This is a genomic window from Halorubrum halodurans, from assembly GCF_002252985.1.
Classification (GTDB): Archaea; Halobacteriota; Halobacteria; order Halobacteriales; family Haloferacaceae; genus Halorubrum; species Halorubrum halodurans.
This window is the reverse complement of the sequence record NZ_NHPJ01000050.1, coordinates 1-14686: the sequence shown is the minus strand read 5'-3', so window position 1 is coordinate 14686 and position 14686 is coordinate 1. Positions and strand designations below refer to the sequence as shown.

The 14686-nt window shown below is 70.0% G+C and carries 14 protein-coding genes; 6 read left to right on the top strand and 8 right to left on the bottom strand.

The features are described from left to right. Positions 1 to 32 precede the first annotated feature (32 nt). Both DJ70_RS04570 and DJ70_RS04565 read right to left on the bottom strand, forming a co-directional pair. Positions 33 to 788: a glucose 1-dehydrogenase gene (locus tag DJ70_RS04570; protein WP_094530577.1), complete on the bottom strand. Its 756-nt coding sequence runs from the start codon at positions 786 to 788 to the stop codon at positions 33 to 35. Between the two features lie 161 nt (positions 789 to 949). Then, the gene (locus tag DJ70_RS04565) at positions 950 to 2890 is read right to left on the bottom strand and encodes a PAS domain S-box protein (RefSeq protein WP_094530575.1); all 1941 of its coding nucleotides are present in this window, start codon (positions 2888 to 2890) and stop codon (positions 950 to 952) included. 165 nt (positions 2891 to 3055) lie between these two features. Here DJ70_RS04565 and DJ70_RS04560 point away from each other — a divergent pair, with 165 nt between their 5' ends. After that, the gene (locus DJ70_RS04560; RefSeq protein WP_094530573.1) at positions 3056 to 3799 is read left to right on the top strand and encodes a ThuA domain-containing protein; all 744 of its coding nucleotides are present in this window, start codon (positions 3056 to 3058) and stop codon (positions 3797 to 3799) included. A gap of 64 nt (positions 3800 to 3863) precedes the next feature. Here the strand turns inward: DJ70_RS04560 and DJ70_RS04555 are convergent, their stop codons facing one another. Beyond that, entirely contained in the window at positions 3864 to 4532 is a 669-nt protein-coding gene (locus DJ70_RS04555) for a helix-turn-helix domain-containing protein (protein WP_094530571.1), read from the bottom strand. Positions 4533 to 4616: 84 nt separating this feature from the next. Between DJ70_RS04555 and DJ70_RS04550 the strand changes: the two genes are divergently transcribed. Continuing rightward, positions 4617 to 6272, top strand: a complete 1656-nt coding sequence (locus DJ70_RS04550; RefSeq protein ID WP_094530569.1) for an NADH-quinone oxidoreductase subunit D-related protein — start codon at positions 4617 to 4619, stop codon at positions 6270 to 6272. Positions 6273 to 6698: 426 nt separating this feature from the next. Here the strand turns inward: DJ70_RS04550 and DJ70_RS04545 are convergent, their stop codons facing one another. The 3 genes from DJ70_RS04545 to pyrB all read right to left on the bottom strand — a co-directional run bounded on the left by DJ70_RS04545 (position 6699) and on the right by pyrB (position 9279). Continuing rightward, positions 6699 to 7559: a hypothetical protein gene (locus DJ70_RS04545; RefSeq protein WP_094530567.1), complete on the bottom strand. Its 861-nt coding sequence runs from the start codon at positions 7557 to 7559 to the stop codon at positions 6699 to 6701. A 323-nt stretch (positions 7560 to 7882) separates the two neighbouring features. Further along, the gene (gene pyrI, locus DJ70_RS04540; RefSeq protein ID WP_066415447.1) at positions 7883 to 8341 is read right to left on the bottom strand and encodes an aspartate carbamoyltransferase regulatory subunit; all 459 of its coding nucleotides are present in this window, start codon (positions 8339 to 8341) and stop codon (positions 7883 to 7885) included. Beyond that, a complete protein-coding gene (pyrB, locus tag DJ70_RS04535; RefSeq protein ID WP_094530565.1) occupies positions 8338 to 9279 on the bottom strand; it encodes an aspartate carbamoyltransferase in 942 nt (313 codons plus the stop codon). The genes pyrI and pyrB overlap by 4 nt, the downstream gene beginning before the upstream one ends. A gap of 151 nt (positions 9280 to 9430) precedes the next feature. On the opposite strand from pyrB, the gene msrB reads away from it, so the two are divergent. Continuing rightward, positions 9431 to 9853: a peptide-methionine (R)-S-oxide reductase MsrB gene (msrB, locus tag DJ70_RS04530; protein ID WP_094530563.1), complete on the top strand. Its 423-nt coding sequence runs from the start codon at positions 9431 to 9433 to the stop codon at positions 9851 to 9853. Positions 9854 to 9937: 84 nt separating this feature from the next. Here the strand turns inward: msrB and DJ70_RS04525 are convergent, their stop codons facing one another. After that, positions 9938 to 10684, bottom strand: coding sequence for a sensor histidine kinase (locus DJ70_RS04525; RefSeq protein ID WP_094530561.1), 747 nt, complete (start codon positions 10682 to 10684; stop codon positions 9938 to 9940). Positions 10685 to 10909: 225 nt separating this feature from the next. Between DJ70_RS04525 and DJ70_RS04520 the strand changes: the two genes are divergently transcribed. Together DJ70_RS04520 and DJ70_RS04515 are read left to right on the top strand one after the other, a co-directional pair. Then, on the top strand, positions 10910 to 11506 hold the full coding sequence (locus DJ70_RS04520; RefSeq protein WP_094530559.1) for a halocyanin domain-containing protein: 597 nt from the start codon (positions 10910 to 10912) through the stop codon (positions 11504 to 11506). A gap of 55 nt (positions 11507 to 11561) precedes the next feature. Then, the gene (locus tag DJ70_RS04515; protein WP_094530557.1) at positions 11562 to 12452 is read left to right on the top strand and encodes a transcriptional regulator TbsP domain-containing protein; all 891 of its coding nucleotides are present in this window, start codon (positions 11562 to 11564) and stop codon (positions 12450 to 12452) included. Positions 12453 to 12479: 27 nt separating this feature from the next. Here the strand turns inward: DJ70_RS04515 and DJ70_RS04510 are convergent, their stop codons facing one another. Then, positions 12480 to 13316 (bottom strand): RIO1 family regulatory kinase/ATPase domain-containing protein, encoded by an 837-nt coding sequence (locus DJ70_RS04510; RefSeq protein WP_094530555.1) that lies wholly within the window; start codon positions 13314 to 13316, stop codon positions 12480 to 12482. A 135-nt stretch (positions 13317 to 13451) separates the two neighbouring features. Here DJ70_RS04510 and DJ70_RS04505 point away from each other — a divergent pair, with 135 nt between their 5' ends. Then, complete coding sequence (locus tag DJ70_RS04505; protein ID WP_094530553.1) at positions 13452 to 14597, top strand: acyl-CoA dehydrogenase family protein; 1146 nt, start codon at positions 13452 to 13454, stop codon at positions 14595 to 14597. Positions 14598 to 14686: the final 89 nt, after the last annotated feature.

Sequence of the window (14686 nt, the reverse complement as noted above, 5' to 3'; positions counted from 1 at the left end):
GCCGCGCACGCACGTCGGTCGAGCGTCCGCCGCTACTGGGCGAGCAGCCCGCCGTCGACGATTATCGGCTGTCCCATCACGTACGAGGCGTCCTCGGAACAGAGCCAGACGACGGTGTCGGCTATCTCTCGCGGGTCGCCGAGCCGGCCCGCGGGGATCCCCGCGGTGATGCGATCCAACTCCTCGGCGTTGTCCTCGCCCGCCTGCTGGACCATGGGCGTGTCGATGACGCCGGGGCAGACGGCGTTGAAGCGGATCCCGTCGTCGGCGTAGTCGACCGTCGCCCGTCGGGTCAGTCCGATGACGCCGTGTTTGCTGGCGGCGTAGTGTGCGCTCCCGTTCGCGCTCACGCCGGCGACCGAGGAGGTGTTCACGACGGCTCCGCCGCCGCGGTCGACCATCTCCGGTATCTCGGCTTTCAGACACCGCCAGACCCCCTTCAGGTTCACGTCGATCATTCGGTCCCACTCCGCCTCGTCGTACTCGGCGAGACGGGTCCCCTCGTCGGCGATGCCGGCGTTGTTGTGTGCGAAGTCGAGCCCGCCGTACTCGTCGATCGCCGTCCGCACCATCGCGTCGACGTCGTCGGAGTCGGTGACGTCCGTCCTGACGAACGTCGCCTCGCCGCCGGCGTCCTCGATCGTCTCGACCGTCTCGTGGCCGCCGTCCTCGTCGACGTCGGCGACGACGACCGCCGCTCCCGCCTCGGCGAAGCGAATCGACGACTGTCGACCGATCCCCGAGCCGCCGCCGGTGACGACCGCCACTCCGTCCTGTATTCCGTTCATGATATCACCCGCCACGCCGTCTGACGTGGCGTGGTATCACTTACCAAGCAGACGGCATATACCTGCCGAACGCGGAGCCGAGTGACGCCCGCGAGAGCGCTCTCCACGGCCCGGCGGCGTTCTCGACGAACCGCCCCGGTTCCCGGACACGAGAGGACGGCTCACCAGAACAGGATCGTCGGACGCTTCGCCGCGGCGTCGACCGACTGGTCGTCGGCGATCTCGGGCAGCCGTATCGTCGCGCGGGAGCCCTCCCTGGTCGACCCGATCTGGAACGAACCGCCGTACCGCGTCACGATCCAGTTGACCAACCACAGTCCGAGCCCCGACCCGTGTTCGAGGGCGCGTTCCTCCCCCTTCGAGATGACCGCCGCCTCCATCTCGTCGATGCCGGGGCCGTCGTCCTCGACGGACAACACGACCCACTCGCCGTCCGCCTCCACCGTGACCGTGACCCGCGGATCCGACGACCCGCCGTGTTTGAGCGCGTTCTCGAGCAGTTCGGAGACGGCCCTCCGTAGTTCGGTCCCGGCACAGACGTCCCGATCGGTCCGTATCCGCACGTCCACCGTCGCGTCCGGATACTCCCGACGGTACCGGGAAGCGATCTCGGCGAGCAGCGGCTCCGGATCGAGACGCGACGGGGTCGCGCTCCGGTTCGCCGCCTCCTCGAGTTCGCGGGCCGTCTCGCTCAACTCCAGCAGTTCCGCCGCCTTCGTCTCGATCGTGCTCCCGATCGCTGCGGCCTCGTCGGGGTCGCTCCCGAGCAGTTCACCGAGCCCCTGGATCACCCCCATGTCGTTCCGGAGGTTGTGACGGAGCACGCGGTTGAGCACCTGGACCAGTCGCTCGGACCGCTTCCGTTCGGTGACGTCGGTCTGGATTCCGAGGAAGTGCGTCACGCCGCCGGCGTCGTCGGTGACGGGCGTGACGCGAACCTCGTTCCAGAACGGCGTCCCGTCCGCCCTGTAGTTGACGAGCTCGACCGTCCCCGGCTCGGCCGCACCGATGCGTTCACCCAGCGTCGAGACGGCCTCGGCGTCGGTTCGCTCCCCCTGTAGGAACCGGCAGTTTCGGCCGATCATGGTCGCCGCGTCGTACCCCGTGATCCGCTCGAACCCTTGGTTCACGTACACGAGCGGGTTGTCCGCTCGCTGCGCGTCCGCGATCGTGATCCCGACGCGGGCCTCGTCTATCGCCTGGTCTTTGATCTCCAGTTCGCGCTTGGCCTCCTTCCGGGCCGTGACGTCGCGACCGACGCCGTGGACGCCGACGACGTCGCCGTCGTCGGTCGCCGGCGTCCCGTTCACCTCCAGGACGACCGTCCCGCCGTCCGCCGTCAACACGTCGAGTTCGACCGCCTCGATGTCGTCACCCCCGCTGACCGTCTCGTACGCGCTCATCGCCCGTTCGATCGAGTCCGCCGTACAGAACTCGCTGAAGGGTTCGTCGACCATCTCCTCGGGCGCGTACCCCAGGATCCGCTCCGACGCCGACGAGACGTAGGTGAACCGCCCGTTCGCGTCGAGCCTGAAGAGCAGGTCGAAGGTCGTGTCCGCGATCGTCTCGAACCGGCTCCGCTCCCGTTCGAGACGGTGGTTCCTCGCACGCAGCTCCCGTTCGAACCGCCGTCGTTCGAGCGCCTGTCCGATCAACCGAGCGAGGATCTCGACGAAGGTCTCCTCCGACTCGGTGAACTCGACGCCGCGCGTCCGTTCGGACGCGAAACAGACGGTACCGTACCCCTCGTCGTGGACGTGGATCGTCACGCCGATGTACGTCCCCAGGTCGAACACCTGGCGTGCGCGCTCGCTGATCGCCTGCGACGCCGAGGCGTCCTGGACGGCCAACGCGCTGTCGATCTCGATGGTCCGCCGACAGTAGGCCTCGTCGAGGGGACACCGGTTTCCCGGCACGATCAGGTCGTGTTCCCCGACGACGTGGGCGATCGACTGCGTCCCCTCCTCGATCTCGGTGACGAATCCGAGCGGCAGATCGAGATACTCCCTCCCGAGGTCGAGCGCACGCTCGATGGCGGCTTCAGTATCGGCGTCGGACGTCAGAAACAGCTGATACAGTCGCTCCCGATACTCGCTCTGCATGGCACGGATACGTGCCTGGAGCGATAAAATGTGTCGCTACGTGACATTCCCGTCCCACGGTCGGCCGTCCCTCGGAGGTCTCGCCGCCCGAGGATCACGGGGCGGATCCGTCGACCGACCGCCGGGGATGCGAGCCTACAAGTCCGTCCGGTCGGGACGGTTCCCATGGCACGCGTCACGGTCTGGAACGAGTTCCGTCACGAGCGCGCGAACGACGACGTCACGGCGGTGTATCCCGACGGGATCCACGCGGTGCTCGCCGAGGCGTTCGAGGCGGCCGGCCACGAGGTGCGGACCGCCACCCTGGACGAGGGCCCGGACCACGGGCTCACGGAGGAAGTCCTCGAGGACACCGACGTGCTCACGTGGTGGGGCCACGCCGCCCACGACGAGGTCCGCGACGAGGTCGTCGACCGCGTTCACGAGAACGTCCTCGACGGGATGGGGCTCCTGGTGCTCCACTCGGCGCACTACTCGAAGATCTTCAAGCGGCTGATGGGCACGAGCTGCTCGCTCAAGTGGCGCGAGGCGGCCGAGACGGAGCGGCTGTGGACGGTCGAGCCCGGCCACCCGATCGCCGACGGGATCGGCGAGTACGTCGAACTCGAGGAGACGGAGATGTACGGCGAGCGGTTCGACGTCCCGCAGCCCGATTCGCTCGTGTTCACGTCCTGGTTCGCCGGCGGCGAGGTGTTCCGCTCCGGCTGCTGTTACCGGCGCGGGAACGGCCGGGTGTTCTACTTCCGGCCGGGCCACGAGACGTACCCGATCTACCACGACGACGACGTTCGGCGCGTGCTCCGTAACGCCGTCGAGTGGGCCGCTCCCGGCGACGGACCGACGCCCGAGTTCGGGAACGCCGACCCGATCGAGGGGATCGACACGAGCGACGACCGGACGGTTCACTGACCGCGTCGTGCCGGGCAGCCCCCCGCCCGGCCGGGGGCGTCGCCGAGCCCCCGTCGGCCGGCCCTCACGACACCTCGCGCAGGTCCATGAACGCGGCCATCACGGCCGACTCGGCCTTTCGGAGGTGCTCGGAGGCGGTGCTCGGCGCGGCGTCGATCCGGTCGGCCACCTCCTCGACGGTGGCCCGTCGAGGCGAGTCGTAGTACCCGCTCTCGACCGCGGCCGCGAGCGCGTCGAACTGCCGGTCGGTCAGATCCGGATCGAAGACCGCCTGTCGCCAGTCGTACTCGCCGACCCGGAGGACGGTGGTCTCGATCGGGTCCGGGAGGTCCGCGAGCGCGTTCCGGAGCGGCTCGCCGGTTCCGACCATCGTCAGGCGGGCGATCCCGTCCGGCCGGAAGTCGATCGGCGGGACGACCACGACGCCGGTCCGCTGGAGCGGATCGAACATCGCGTCGTCGACCGGGTCGCGTCGCTGGGTGAGAAACACGTAGTAGCCCGTCTCGTCGATCCGCGTGACCTCGAACTCACGGATCCGATCGGCGGACCGGAGCGCGTCGGTGTACACGTCGATGTCCCCCTCCACGTAGAACAGGAAGGTGTCGTCCGGCTCGTCGAGCACCGTCCCGTGGACGAGAACGTCGCGCTCGACCGCGTCGGACTCGTCGACGAGCAGGTGTATCGGATGCATGAGCTCGCGAGGGTACCGAAGCTCGACTCGGAGATACTTCACGCCGGGCAGTGTCGACCGGGTGCTTATAAATACCCGTCCTGGTCCGGCAGAAGCTCCGGGTATCCCGGACGCGTCGGTTCACACATGTCGATCGACGCGACGAGCGAGGCTGTCGCAGCCGACGCGGAGCGGGACCCGTTCTCGGCGATCGAGGAACAGATCGTCGGCCGCGAGACGCACCTGAACGCGCCCGCCGTCCGCGTCCGCCCGGACGCGGTCCAGGAGACCCTCTCGACGCTGAAGGAGCGAGCCGGCTACGACCACCTCGCCTGCGTGACCGCCCAGGAGTACGAGAACCGGTACGAGACGATCTATCACCTCCGCTCGTTCGACGACCCGACGCGGGAGGTGAGCGTCGTCGTGCCGGCGGACAAGGACCGTCCGGTCTCGGAGTCGGGCGAGGCGGTGTTCCGCACGGCGGACTGGCACGAGCGGGAGGCGTACGACCTGATCGGGATCGAGTACGACGACCATCCCGACCTCCGGCGGATCCTGCTGCCCGAGACGTGGCAGGGACACCCGCTCTCGATGGACTACGACGAGGACCGCCCGCAGATCGTCACGCTCTCCGAGAACGAGCCCGTCGAACCCGGATCGTCGACGGCGACCGGGAGCGACACGATGCTCCTCAACGTCGGCCCGCACCACCCGGCGACCCACGGCGTCCTCCACCTCCAGGTCACGCTCGACGGGGAGGACGTGGTCGGCGTGGAGCCGGACATCGGCTACATCCACCGCTGTGAGGAGCAGATGGCCCAGTCGGGCACCTACCGCCACCAGATCATGCCGTACCCCGACCGGTGGGACTGGGGCGGCGCCGGCCTGCTCAACGAGTGGGCGTACGCGCGGGCGGCCGAGGACCTCGCGGACGTCGACGTCCCCGAGTACGCGCAGGTGATCCGGACGATGAGCGCGGAGTTCAGCCGGATCCTCTCGCACATGCTCGCGATGGGGGCGTACGCGCTCGACGTGATCGGCGACTTCACGGCGACGTTCATGTACGCCATCCAGGAACGCGAGCGCGTCCAGGAGATCCTCGAGGACCTGACGGGCCAGCGGCTGATGTTCAACTACTTCCGGCTCGGCGGGGTCGTCTGGGACCTGCCCGAGCCCCGCGAGGAGTTCTTCTCGCGGATCCACGAGTTCCTCGACGGGCTCCCGCGACGACTCGAGGAGTACCACGATCTGCTCACCCGCAACGAGATCCTCCAGCTGCGGACCATCGACACCGGGGTCCTCCCGCCGGCGGTCGCGAAGGACTACGGCTGTACGGGGCCGGTGCTCCGCGGGTCGGGCGTCGACTACGACCTGCGTCGCGACGACCCGTACGGCTACTACGACGAGCTCGACTGGGACGTGGTGACCGAGGACGGCTGTGACAACTACTCGCGGCTGCTGGTCCGGATGCGCGAGGTCGAGGAGTCCGCGAAGATCATCGAACAGTGCGTCGACCTGCTCGAGGACTGGCCCGAGGACGAACGAACCATCCAGGCCAACGTCCCGCGGACGCTCCGCCCCGACGACGATACGGAGATCTACCGCGCCGTCGAGGCCGCCAAGGGCGAACTCGGCATCTACATCCGGTCGGACGGCACCGACAAACCCGCCCGCTTCAAGATCCGCGGCCCCTCCTTCTCGAACCTCCAGGCGCTCCCGGAGATGGCCGATGGCGAGGCGATCCCGGACCTGATCGCCTCGCTCGGGAGTCTGGACACGATCATGGGGGAGGTCGATCGGTGAGGCGACCGCGACCGGACGAGTGACGGGCCGCCCTCGACGAGCCGTCGGCTGGCGGCTGTAGGGCGACCGCCGCTACGGTGCGGACGTTGAAAGGTGACCGCCTCACGCGAACGCGAGACGACCAGCGGTGTCACACACCGGCGGCCGGTCACGTGGGTCTCGTCCGCCGCCACTCATAAACCCTCGTTCACGTTCCCGTCGTCCACCGCGCGGGCGAGCGTCGCGGCGGGACGCTCCCGGCCCGCCGGCGACCGCGGGGGAAACGCATACCCTCCGGCGATCCCACGGCCACCACGTCCGCCCGGTCGACCTGTTGCCGCTGTGGACGCCGGTACGACGACGCGTTCCGCGTCCGGTGTGGCTGTGGGGAGCCGCTCTGGATCGAGCCGGAGACGGCGGCGTTCGCGCGGGACGACTGATCGCGATCTACTCCGGGCGGTGGACCTTCCCATCGCGGCCGTCGGCGTCCTTCCGGCGGAGCGCGGCGGCCGCGTTGTTGGCGTCGTAGCCGAAGAACACGTCCTTCGCGTACGTCTCCGCCACCTCGGCGGCGTGGATCAGCTCGTCGACGCCGACTTTCACGGCGTAGAGCTCGGCCGAGACGGGCGTCTCCGGCGGCGCGCCGTGGAGGTCGTAGTCGCCGCCGAGCCGCGAGCGGAACCCGCGGAAGATCGACTCCAGCCAGTAGGTGGTCGCGTACTCGGTGTCGTACAGCGGGACGACGAACTCGTCGACGTGCGCCGTCAGGGCGTCGAGGTCGAGCCCGGAGCGCGCGCGGAGGTGGCCGGGATACGGGTCGGGGTAGAGGGTGAGGAGCGTCCGGCCGGGGATCCGGTCCGCCGCCTCGGCGACGAACTCCGTGATGACGTCGGCGCGCCAGTCGGCCCACTCCCCGTGGTCGCTCTCGGCGAACAGCCGCTCGCAGCGGTCACAGCGACAGAACCCCTCGCGCGGGAACCCCACGTCGTCGAGGCGCACGTCGTCGCTCTCGGCGGCGCAGTCCTCGATGATCTCGAGGAGCCCCTCGCGGTACTCCGGGTGGGTCGGGCAGACGTACGCCCAGTCGAAGTACTCGCGGTCGCGGGTCGCGGGCTCGCCGCGGTCGTCGACCGGGACGAGCTCCGGGTTCTCGCTCGCGGCCGCGTTGTCCCCGAAACACGACACCATGTTCACGGCGTTCGGGAGGGGCGCGGCCGCCCGCCCGGTGACGTCCTTGACCTCGTAGCACCCGAGGTCGAACGGCTCCATCTCGACCTCGTCGGCGTTCCGCGTGACGACCCCGTACATGCGAGTCGCTACGCGGGTGACGGGTAAAAACGGCGGGCTTGCGCCCGAGCGGTCGCGCGTCCGCGGCTGTTCTCTCCCGTGGTCCCCTACTCCACCTCGACCGGCTGTTTATCGCCGGAGAGGAGGACGTACGCGAGGACCACGAGCGACAGTACGACGACGAGTTTCGCTTTCGTTCCCATGGGCGTACCATCGACCGGCGGTCGCTAAAAACTATCGACGTTCGAGCGCTCGGATGGGGGAACCCGACGACCGCGACGGGGGCAGGGGATCCGACGACCGTAACGGGGGCGAGGAGGCCGACGACCGCGACGGGCCGTGAGCTAGACGTCGATGTGATCGGCGATGTCGGACCGCAGCACCGTCGAGCAGTAGTCACAGCGGACGCCGTCGGCGACGACCTCGAACCGGGTGTCGACCGGCTCGTCGGCGTTGGTGATACAGTTCCGGTTGGGACACGAGAGGACGCCGACGACGCGGTCGGGACGGGTCACGCGGTTCTTCTCTACGACCTCGAACTCGCGGATGATGTTGATCGTCGCCTCGGGCGCGATGAGTGAGAGGACGTCGACCTCCGACTGGGAGAGCTCCCGTCCCTCGACCTTGACGAGGTCCTTCCGGCCGAGCCGGTCGGAGGGGACGTTCATCCCCACGGAGACGCCGAGCCCCTCGGAGCCGTCGATGCCGAGGATCGCGAGGACGTTGAGCGCCTGCCCCCCCTCGACGTGGTCGATCACGGTGCCGTCGCGGATCTTCGAGACGCGAAGCTCGTGGTCGCTCATCGGTCCACCTCCATCCCCTCGGCCGCCTCGGCGTTCTCCAGCAGCGTGTCGAGAAGCGCCATCCGGACCGGGATCCCGTTGTGCGCCTGTTCGAAGTAGCGGGCGTGCTCGGTGTCGTCGACGTCGGGGGCGATCTCGTCGACGCGGGGGAGCGGGTGCATCACGGTGAGGTCGTCGGGGGCGGCGTCGAGCGTGTCGGCGTCGATCCGGTACTCGCCGGCGACGCGGTGGTACTCGTTCTCGTCGGGGAACCGCTCCTTCTGGATGCGGGTGACGTACAGCACGTCGAGCTCGGGGAGGACCGCCTCCAGGTCGTCGTGCTCGCGCACCTGCGCGCCCGTCTCGTGGAGATCGAACCGGACGGACCGGGGCAGCCGCAGCGACTCCGGGCTGATGAAGTGCTGGCGGGCGTCGAAGTTGGTCAGCGCGGTCGCGAGCGAGTGGACCGTCCGGCCGTACTTCAGGTCGCCCATGATCCCGACGGTGAGGTCGTCGAGCCCGTGGTTCTCCCGGATCGTGTGGAGATCGAGCAGGGTCTGGGAGGGGTGTTGGCCCGCCCCGTCCCCGGCGTTGATCACGGGGACGTCGACGAACTCCGCGGCGAGCGTCGCCGCGCCCTCGCTCGGGTGGCGCAACACGATCGAGTCGGCGTACCCCTCGATGACGCGGACGGTGTCCGCGAGCGACTCGCCCTTCGAGACCGACGAGGAGTCGACGTCGCCCATGTCTATCGTGTCGATCCCGAGCCGCTGGGCGGCGGCGTCGAAGCTCATCCGCGTGCGCGTGCTCGGCTCGAAGAAACAGAGCGCGAGCATCGTCCCCGCGTGTCGGCCCGCGTACGCTTCGGGGTCGGCGGCGACCTCGCGGGCCCGATCGAGCACCGCCTCGATGTCATCCCGCGAGAGCTGGGTCGCGGTGATGAGGTGGTCCTGACGCATCGTCGGAGAAGGCGTTCGGCAGTATCTTGAATCCCTCGGGTCGCGGAGGCGGGAGGGTGTCCACGCCCGTGGATCGCCGAGGGACGGCACGTTTCGAGATCCGCAACGGCTCCGCCACAACCGCCTTACCGACGCGGCCCCTACGCCCGCCATGAGCGACACGAACGCGCCGTCGACCGACGCGGACGACCTCGCGGACCTGACCGACGAGGAGTGGCGAGAGCGGCTCTCCGAGGAGGAGTACCGCGTGCTTCGCGAGAGCGGCACCGAGGCGCGCTTCTCGGGCGAGTACGTCGACCACCTCCCCGAGGACGGCGAGTACCGGTGTGCGGCCTGCGACGAGGTCCTCTTCGACGCCGGGACGAAGTACGAGTCGGGCTGCGGCTGGCCCGCGTTCTACGCCGCCGAGGAGGACTCCGTGACGACGACGCTCGACACCAGCCACGGGATGCGCCGCACCGAGGTCAGGTGTGCCTCGTGTGACTCACACCTCGGCCACGTCTTCGACGACGGACCGGAGCCGACCGGCAAGCGGTTCTGTATCAACTCCGTCGCGATGGAGTACGAGGAGTGAGCGACGCGGCCGCGCCCGCGACGGTCGCGCCCGCGATGGCCGGACTCACGCCGGTCACGCCGACCGCGCTCGATGCCCTCCGGCTCACGCCGCGAGCCGGAGTCGGATGACGAAGACCGCCCCCTTCGGCTCGTTGTCCTCGACGCGGACCTCCCCGCCGTAGGTCTCGACGAGCGACCGGACGAGGTACAGCCCGATCCCCGCGCCCGGACTGTCGAGACCCTTCTCGCCCTTCCCGAAGACCTCCTCGCGCCGGGCCGTCGGGATCCCCGGTCCGTTGTCGCCGATGCGCACCTCGAGGTACTCGGGGTCGCCGTCGGCGTCGTTGCCGTCGGGGTCGTCGACGACGGCGGCGGAGACCTCGACCCTCGGCGGCGTCTCGTCGTTGTGTTGGACCGCGTTCCGCAGGACGTTCCGGAAGACCGAACTCAACATCTCGTCGGCGACGACCGCCTCGTTCGGGAACGACCCCTCGACGGTGAACACCGCCGTCGAGTACGCCGAGCGGACCTCCTCGACCTGCTGGGAGAGGATCCGGTCGAGGGGGACGCGCCCGGTCTCCACCTCGTCGCGGAGCATGACCTCCGCGAGGTCCCGCACCGTCGCGGTCAGGTCCACCGCGCTCCGTGTGTTCTCCCTGATGATCTCGAGGTACGCCGCTCCCTCCTCGTCGACGTGCTCCTCGAGGAGCTCCGCGTACGCGCCGATCAGCTGGAGGTCGTTGCGGATGTCGTGACGCATCACCTGATTCAGTAGCCGGAGGTCGTTCCGCTGTCGTTTGAGCCGCTCCTCGGCGTCCACGTTCCCGTCCCCGTCGGCGTCGTCTCCCATCGTCGGAACACACGCCGCCGCGGAGTTTCTACGTACCGATCCGGCGACACCGGCGACGACGGTCGAGCCCTGCGCTCACGAGCCCGGCGTCGACGCGTCGGTCCCCCCGATCACGCTCCGGCGTGACGACCCCTTATCCCGGCGACCCGAACTGTTCGGTCTCCCGGCCCGGATCGCGGGAACGCTCACCGGGGGTATCCCCCTCCGACCCGTACGCGAGACCGTATGACCCGAGACACACTCGACCGGCGGACGGTCATCGGAACCACGGCGACGATCGGCGTCTCGACGCTCCTCGCGGGGTGTTCCGGAGGCAGCGCCGGCGACGGATCCGGCGGAGGCGGCGGAGGCGACGGCGGATCGGGCGGAGGCGGCGAAAGCGACGGCGGATCCGGCGGAAGTGCCGGAGGCGACGGCGAGGACGGATCCGGGGGAGACGGCGGCGAGTCGGGCGGCGGGGACGTCGACTACCTCTCGGAGGAGCCGAACTACGACGGCTGGTTCGACGGCGTGAGCAACTACGAGGCCACCGTGGACCGCACCGACGCCGACGAGGTGACCGTGAAGGTCGGCGCCGCGAACGGGCTCTCCTTCGGCCCGGCCGCAGTGGCGGTCACCCCCGGCACGACGGTGGTGTGGGAGTGGACCGGCGAGGGCGGCGACCACAACGTCTCCCACGCCGACGGCGCGTTCGAGAGCGAGACCGTCGGCGAGGCCGGCCACACCTTCGAGCACACGTTCGAGGAGTCCGGCGTCCACCCGTACGTCTGTACGCCCCACGAGGCGGTCGGGATGAAGGGCGCCGTCACCGTTCGGGAGTAGCGTCGTCGGCCTCCACCACCGCCGCGTTTAATCCGACCGCCCCGAACCGTGAGCCATGCCCGCCGAACCGGCGATCCCGACCGCGGAGGGGTCGCTGTCGATCGGTTCGTTCGCGGACCCGCTGCTCGTCGATCCGGCGTCGTCGCTCCTCTCGGCGGTCGTCGAGGCGTACCGCGAGGCCGCGCCGGACCTGGTCGATCCGGACGTCTCCGCCCTCCGGGCCGCCGCCGACGGATCGAGCGCCCGCGGGTCGGACGCGGCCACGCCGTCGACCGACCTCCCCTCGACCTCCGTGCTCGCGGCTCCCGTCGCGTTCGAGTCGGTCGCGAGCGGCTTCCGGGAGGCGAGCCGCCTCGCGGCGCTCGCCGACGCGGACGCGCTCGAACTCCTGACGCTCCCGGACCCCCAGCCGAACGCCCTCCTCGTCGGCGACGACGGCGGCTGCGTCCTCGTCGAGGCCGCCGACGAGTCGGCCCCCCGGTGGCGTCGCGTCGGCGACGATCCGACGCTTCGGGACCGGTACGAGCCGATCGTCGCGGACGCCGACCCGTACCGGATCGACACGCCGAGCCGCCGTCGGGTGTACGCCGCCTTCGCGGACCGGTGTGGAGCCGCGGCCGCCGCGGACGTCGTCCGCCTGCTCGATCCGGGGCCCGCTCTCGACTCGGCGGACCCCGTGGGACCGCGGATCCGCGCGTACGCCGTCGGCGCGCGCCACGGCGCGCACGACCGCACCCTCCGGCGCGCCTGCGAGGACGCCGGCCTGGGGAGCCCCTCGACGTTCACCCGGATCAAGCGCCGCCTGATCGACGCCGGTCTGGTCGAGACCGCGCGGGTGGCGCGGCCGGTCGGCCGCCCTCGCGAGCGGGTCGTCGCCGTCGATCCGCTCGCGGGGCCGCCGATCGAGCGCGTCGCGGCCGTGCTCCGCGAGTCGCTCGAGGACTGACGGCCGCCGGGCGACGCCGCTCGCCGACTACGTCGAGCGGTCGGTCTCGGACGCGACCTCCCGCTCCGCGGTGGCGCGCTTTTCGATCTCGCCTTTGAGCTCCGCGGCGGCGAAGTCGTGGTCCGGGCGGATCGCGACGAAGTCCAGGAACCGGCGGGCCGCGAGCAGCTCGGCGGGATCGTAGCTCGCGAGCGCGGCGTCGATCGCCGCCGGCGCGCCGATGAGCGGTTCCAGCGCGGCGAGCGTGCTCGCGAGGTCGTACGAGCGGGCGTCCTCGCGGCCGTCCTCGCTCACGTTCGTGGCGTCTATCACGTACACCTCCCCGTCGAGCACCAGGACGTTCTCCGCGCGGACGTCGCCGTGTGCGAGCCCGGCGTCGTGGATCCGCCGGAGGGTCGAGAACAGCTCCGGCGCGAGCTTCCGCTCCCGCTCGTGGTCGACCTCGTCGAGCGTCCGGAACTCGGGGAGGTACTCCAACACGAGGACGCCGAACTCGTCCACCTCGAACGCCTCGATCGGCTCGGGGGCGTTCACGCCGATCTCGCGGACCTTCCGGGTGGCCTCGAGCTCGTGGCGGGCCATCTCGTAGGGGGTCTCGTGGCGCTCGAAGAACCCCTCGGTGCCGGCCGAGAAGGCGCCGAGGTTCCGGCCGGTGGTGAACAGCGTGTGGACGAGCGTGTTCTGTCTCGTGATCACCTTCACGAAGAGGTCGTCGTCGAGGACGAACGGGATCGACAGCCAGTTGTCGGCGTCGAGGAACTCGACGCGCACGCTCTCGCGGTCGTACCGGTCCGCCAACTCGCGAACGACCCGCTCCAGCTCGGGCCAGCTCACCGTCCCGCGGACGAGTCGGCGGAACTCCATACGAACCGCTCACGCGCCCGCGACGCATAAAGGATCGCGAGCACGGGCAACACGGGTCGCGAGCCGCCCCGAAACCGACCCGATCGATCGTGACCGTCGTGCCGTTTATGCTCGCGGCGGGTGAACCCTCTCGTCATGGAGTTCGAGCCGTCCGCGGAACACCGGATGATCAGGGACACCGTCAGGGAGTTCTGTGAGGCCGAGATCCGGCCGATCGCCCAGGAGATCGAGGACGACCACCGGTTCCCCGAGGAGGTGTTCGCGTCCCTCGCCGACCTCGACGTGATGGGCGTCCCCGTGAGCGAGGCGTACGGCGGGCTCGGCGGCGACCAGCTCACGTACGCGCTCGTGACCGAGGAGCTGGGCCGCGTCTCCGGCGGGATCGGGCTCTCCTACGCGGCACACACCTCGCTCGGCGCGAAGCCGATCGAGGCGTTCGGGACCGAGGCCCAGAAGGAGGAGTGGCTGCGCCCGCTGGCGGAGGGCGACGGGATCGGCGCGTGGGCGCTGACGGAGCCGGGCAGCGGCTCGGACGCCTCCGGGATGGAGACGACCGCCGAGTACGACCCCGACGCCGACGAGTACGTCCTGAACGGAACGAAGCAGTTCATCACGAACGCGAGCGTCGCGAACTCGGTGTTAGTGAAGGCGGTCACCGATCCCGACGCCGGCTACGACGGGATCTCGACGTTCATCGTCGACCCCGACGACGACGGCTTCGAGGTGACGACCGTCTGGGAGAAGATGGGACTCAACTGCTCGCCAACCTGCGAGATCCGGTTCGACGACCTCCGCCTCCCGGCCGATCGCCTGCTCGGCGAGGAGGGCGAGGGGTGGGCACAGACGATGAAGACCCTCGACGGCGGGCGGATCTCCATCGCCGCGCTCTCCGTGGGACTCGCGCAGGGGGCCTACGAGGCCGCCAAGGAGTACGCGGGCGAGCGCGAGCAGTTCGGGAAGCCGATCGCGAAGTTCGACGCGATCCGCGACAAGGTCGTCCACATGTACCGCCAGATCGAGCGCGCGCGGCTGTTGACGCACAAGGCGGCGACGCGGTACGACGCGGGCGAGCCGGTGACGAAGGCGTCCGCGCTGGCGAAGCTCGACGCCAGCGAGGCCGCCCGCGAGGTCGCGGAGGAGGCGGTCCAGACGCTCGGCGGCTACGGTTACACCACCGACTTCGCCCCCCAGCGGTTCTACCGGGACGCGAAGCTGATGGAGATCGGCGAGGGGACGAGCGAGATCCAACACGTCGTGCTGGGTCGCGAGCTCGGCCTCTAGCGGCGCGGCCGTCTCAGGCGCGCTCGCCGCTCGGGTCGTCGACCCCCGCGTCGTCGGCGAAGGCGACGAGGTCGTCGTCGACGCCGCGG

Bases quoted from the DNA above. Each gene is read 5' to 3' on its own strand.
- DJ70_RS04525 (WP_094530561.1), bottom strand. From the start codon at position 10,684: ATGGGAGACGACGCCGACGGGGACGGGAACGTGGACGCCGAGGAGCGG.
- DJ70_RS04565 (WP_094530575.1), bottom strand. From the start codon at position 2,890: ATGCAGAGCGAGTATCGGGAGCGACTGTATCAGCTGTTTCTGACGTCC.
- DJ70_RS04550 (WP_094530569.1), top strand. From the start codon at position 4,617: ATGTCGATCGACGCGACGAGCGAGGCTGTCGCAGCCGACGCGGAGCGG.
- DJ70_RS04560 (WP_094530573.1), top strand. From the start codon at position 3,056: ATGGCACGCGTCACGGTCTGGAACGAGTTCCGTCACGAGCGCGCGAAC.
- DJ70_RS04520 (WP_094530559.1), top strand. From the start codon at position 10,910: ATGACCCGAGACACACTCGACCGGCGGACGGTCATCGGAACCACGGCG.
- DJ70_RS04515 (WP_094530557.1), top strand. From the start codon at position 11,562: ATGCCCGCCGAACCGGCGATCCCGACCGCGGAGGGGTCGCTGTCGATC.
- DJ70_RS04545 (WP_094530567.1), bottom strand. From the start codon at position 7,559: ATGTACGGGGTCGTCACGCGGAACGCCGACGAGGTCGAGATGGAGCCG.
- DJ70_RS04510 (WP_094530555.1), bottom strand. From the start codon at position 13,316: ATGGAGTTCCGCCGACTCGTCCGCGGGACGGTGAGCTGGCCCGAGCTG.
- DJ70_RS04570 (WP_094530577.1), bottom strand. From the start codon at position 788: ATGAACGGAATACAGGACGGAGTGGCGGTCGTCACCGGCGGCGGCTCG.
- pyrB (WP_094530565.1), bottom strand. From the start codon at position 9,279: ATGCGTCAGGACCACCTCATCACCGCGACCCAGCTCTCGCGGGATGAC.
- pyrI (WP_066415447.1), bottom strand. From the start codon at position 8,341: ATGAGCGACCACGAGCTTCGCGTCTCGAAGATCCGCGACGGCACCGTG.
- msrB (WP_094530563.1), top strand. From the start codon at position 9,431: ATGAGCGACACGAACGCGCCGTCGACCGACGCGGACGACCTCGCGGAC.
- DJ70_RS04505 (WP_094530553.1), top strand. From the start codon at position 13,452: ATGGAGTTCGAGCCGTCCGCGGAACACCGGATGATCAGGGACACCGTC.